Raw genomic sequence first — 3,896 nt, 5'->3', positions numbered from 1 at the left:
CCCCGAAGACGGTGCATGTGACCGCCACCAAGGAGGACGGGACGAAGGTCGAGTTCGACGCGGTGGTGCGCATCGACACCCCCGGTGAGGCCGACTACTACCGCAACGGCGGCATCCTGCAGTACGTGCTACGGCACATGATCAACGGCTGATCGAACCCGAAGGCCAGGTGGCGGAGCGGCTCGCTCCGCCACCGCCGGGGCATTACTTCTTTCGAAAAAACGGACGTGATCACATGGATCTTTTCGAGTATCAAGCCAAACAACTATTCCAGCGCCACGGCGTGCCGGTCAGCCTCGGTGACGTTGCCGCCACCGCCGCTGAGGCCGAGGAGATCGCGGAGCGGATCGGCGGCGTCACCGTCGTCAAGGCGCAGGTCAAGATCGGCGGGCGTGGCAAGGCCGGCGGCGTGAAGGTCGTCAAGACTCCCGCCGACGCGCGGACCGCGGCCGAGGCGATCCTGGGCATGGACATCCGCGGCCACACCGTGCACCGGGTGCTGGTGGACCCGGGAGCCGACATCGAGCAGGAGTTCTACGTCTCCTATCTCCTCGACCGTGCCAACCGGACCTTCCTGGCGATGGCCTCGTTCGAGGGCGGCATGGAGATCGAGCGGCTCGCGGAGGAGCGGCCGGACGCGCTGGCGAAGGTGCCGGTCGACGCCACCGTCGGCGTTGACGCGGCGAAGGCGCGGGAGATCGCGCACGCTGCGAAGTTCCCCGACGAGCTGATCGAGCCGGTGGCCGACGTACTGGTCGCGCTGTGGGAGACCTTCGTGGCCGAGGACGCCACGCTCGTCGAGGTCAACCCGCTGGTGCGGGTCGGCGACGGAAGCATCCTCGCGGTGGACGGCAAGGTGAGCCTGGACGCCAACGCGGCCTTCCGTCATCCTGACCACGCGGCTCTCGAGGACAAGGCCGCGGCCGACCCCTTGGAGGCACGGGCCAAGGCCAAGGACATCAACTACGTCAAGCTCGACGGCGAGGTCGGGATCATCGGCAACGGTGCCGGGCTGGTCATGTCGACACTGGACGTGGTCGCCTACGCCGGTGAGCGACACGGCGGTGTGCGACCGGCCAACTTCTTGGACATCGGCGGCGGCGCGAGCGCCGAGGTGATGGCGGACGGCCTGGGCATCATCCTGTCCGATCCGGCCGTGCGCAGCGTCTTCGTCAACGTCTTCGGCGGCATCACCGCCTGCGACGCGGTGGCCTCTGGAATCGTCGCCGCGCTGGAGATGCTCGGCGACGCGGCCGACAAGCCGATCGTCGTGCGCCTCGACGGCAACAACGTCGACGAGGGCCGACGCATCCTCGCCGAGGCGAACCATCCACTGGTCTCCCTGGTGGACACGATGGACGGGGCGGCCGAGCGGGCTGCCGAGTTGGCGAACGCGGGCGCCTGACAGATGAACGTCGCCAGCGGAACGAATCACAATCATCAGGCGATCGGCGCTGGTGCGTGCCGTCGCCCGGAATCGAGCAAGGACGCGGTATGACCATCTGGTTGGACGAGCACAGCAGGATCATCGTGCAGGGGATGACCGGCTCCGAGGGCATGAAGCACACTCGGCGCATGCTCGCGTCCGGCGCGCAGGTCGTCGGCGGCGTCAACGCGCGCAAGGCCGGCACGAAGGTCGAGATCGACGGGGTCGTGCTGCCCGTGTTCGGCGGCGTCGCCGAGGCGATGGCCGAGACGGGCGCGAACGTGACGGTCGCCTTCGTCCCGCCGGCCTTCACGAAAGATGCGGTCATCGAGGCCATCGACGCGGAGATCCCGCTCGCCGTGGTGATCACCGAGGGGGTGGCGGTGCACGACACCGCCGCCTTCTGGGCGTACTCGATCGGGAAGAAGACCCGCATCATCGGCCCGAACTGCCCCGGCATCATCAGCCCGGGCGTCTCGAACGCCGGCATCATCCCCTCCGACATCACCCAGGCCGGACGCCTCGGGCTGGTGTCGAAGTCCGGAACCCTGACGTACCAGCTGATGTACGAGCTGCGTGACATCGGTTTCACCAGTTGCGTCGGCATCGGCGGCGATCCGGTCATCGGCACCACGCACATCGACTGTCTCGAGGCTTTCCAGGCGGACCCGGACACCGACGCGATCGTGATGATCGGCGAGATCGGCGGCGACGCCGAGGAGCGCGCGGCCGCGTACATCAAGGAGCACGTGACCAAGCCGGTGGTCGCCTATGTGGCCGGCTTCACCGCGCCGGAGGGCAAGACCATGGGCCACGCGGGCGCGATCGTGTCGGGCTCGTCCGGTACGGCGCAGGCCAAGAAGGAGGCGCTCGAGGCGGTGGGTGTGGCGGTGGGTAAGACGCCGAGCGAGACCGCTCTTCTGGTCCGCGAGGTTCTCACCCGCTGACCGTCGGTCACAGGAAGCAGGGGTCGCAGGAAGCAGGGGGCAGTGGAGCACACCACCGTACGGACGGTTCGAGCAGACGACGGTACGCGTATCGCCTATCGCGACGAGGGGGCCGGCGAACCCGTTCTGCTCATCCCAGGTCTCGGGTACGCCTCGTGGAGCTGGTCGCCCCAGCTCGATCGTCTCGGCACGGGCGCGCGGGTCCTGGCGATGGACAACCGGGGAACCGGAGAGTCGGATGCCCCGCCCGGTCCGTACACCATCGGGCAGATGGCGGAGGACGCGTTGGCCGTCATTCGTGCGACGGGCGCGCCGGCCCACGTCGTGGGGTCGTCGATGGGTGGGTACATCGCGCTCACCCTCGCGCTCCGGCACCCGGGGGTGGTGAAGTCGCTCACCCTGATCGCCACCACGGACGGGGGACCCGGGTGCACCCCGGTCCCGGATTCGACCCTGCGGGTGTGGACGACGTCCACGGCCCTCAGTCCCGCCGAGTACGCCCGCGAGACGATGCCCGTGTCGTTCGCGCCCGGGTGGACCGTCGAGCACGCCGACGAGTTCGAGAAGCTGCTGGAGATGCGGTTGCGATACCCCACCTCGCATCGGGCGTGGAGTGCTCAGTTCGGTGCCTGCGCGGAGTTCCTGGAGGGCGGGGCGCCCGACGGTGACGTCGACGTTCCGGTATTGATCGTCCACGGGACGGCGGACCGCGTGGTCCCGTTCGACAACGTGGCGCATCTCGCTCGCCGGTTGCCGGGGGCGAGTCAGCTCGTCCTTCCCGGCGCCGGCCACCTGTGCTGGCTCGAGGAGGCCGGCCGGGTCAATCACGCCATCGAGGCGCACATGGCTGCTGCGGGATAGCTGTGTACGAAGAAACCATCTCCAGATCGGGAAGAGATTCATGAGTGATCAGAAGCAGACCATCATCTACACGCTCACCGATGAGGCGCCGCTGCTCGCCACCGCGGCGTTCCTACCCGTGATCCGGGCGTTCGCCGGTGCGGCCGGCGTCGACGTGGAGACCAGCGACATCTCCGTCGCGTCGCGCATTCTGGCGACGTTCCCGGAGTACCTCACCGAGGAGCAGAAGGTTCCGGACAATCTGGCCGAGCTGGGCCGGCTGACCCTGGAGCCGGATACCAACATCATCAAGCTGCCGAACATCAGTGCCTCGGTGCCGCAGTTGCTCGCCGCGATCAAGGAGTTGCAGGAGAAGGGGTTCAAGATCCCCGACTACCCGGAGGATCCGAAGACGTCCGAGGAGCAGGAGATCAAGGCGCGTTACTCGACCTGTCTCGGCAGCGCCGTGAACCCTGTTCTGCGGCAGGGTAACTCGGATCGTCGGGCGCCGAAGGCGGTCAAGGAGTACGCGCGGAAGCACCCGCACAGCATGGGTGAGTGGTCGATGGCGTCCCGTAGTCATGTGGCGCATATGCGGGAGGGCGACTTCTACCACGGGGAGAAGTCGATCACCCTCGACAAGGACCGCGACGTCCGGATGGAGCTGGTCACCACCAGCGGCA

4 protein-coding genes are annotated in these 3,896 nt (G+C 67.8%); all 4 read left to right on the top strand.

Annotated features, from left to right (window positions below):
- The first annotated feature begins 235 nt into the window (after positions 1 to 235).
- Positions 236 to 1,405 (top strand): ADP-forming succinate--CoA ligase subunit beta, encoded by a 1,170-nt coding sequence (gene sucC / locus ABD908_RS26735; protein ID WP_345001849.1) that lies wholly within the window; start codon positions 236 to 238, stop codon positions 1,403 to 1,405.
- An 89-nt stretch (positions 1,406 to 1,494) separates the two neighbouring features.
- On the top strand, positions 1,495 to 2,373 hold the full coding sequence (gene sucD, locus ABD908_RS26730) for a succinate--CoA ligase subunit alpha (protein ID WP_345001847.1): 879 nt from the start codon (positions 1,495 to 1,497) through the stop codon (positions 2,371 to 2,373).
- Positions 2,374 to 2,415: 42 nt separating this feature from the next.
- The gene (locus ABD908_RS26725; RefSeq protein ID WP_345001845.1) at positions 2,416 to 3,234 is read left to right on the top strand and encodes an alpha/beta fold hydrolase; all 819 of its coding nucleotides are present in this window, start codon (positions 2,416 to 2,418) and stop codon (positions 3,232 to 3,234) included.
- 40 nt (positions 3,235 to 3,274) lie between these two features.
- A partial coding sequence (locus ABD908_RS26720; protein ID WP_345001843.1) for an NADP-dependent isocitrate dehydrogenase occupies positions 3,275 to 3,896 on the top strand: 622 nt, incomplete at its 3' end.

Source organism: Tsukamurella soli (genome assembly GCF_039541155.1).
Classification (GTDB): Bacteria; Actinomycetota; Actinomycetes; order Mycobacteriales; family Mycobacteriaceae; genus Tsukamurella; species Tsukamurella soli.
Note: the sequence above shows the minus strand (reverse complement) of the source record. Positions and strands in the feature narration are given on the sequence as shown.

Bases quoted from the DNA above. Each gene is read 5' to 3' on its own strand.
- sucC (WP_345001849.1), top strand. From the start codon at position 236: ATGGATCTTTTCGAGTATCAAGCCAAACAACTATTCCAGCGCCACGGC.
- sucD (WP_345001847.1), top strand. From the start codon at position 1,495: ATGACCATCTGGTTGGACGAGCACAGCAGGATCATCGTGCAGGGGATG.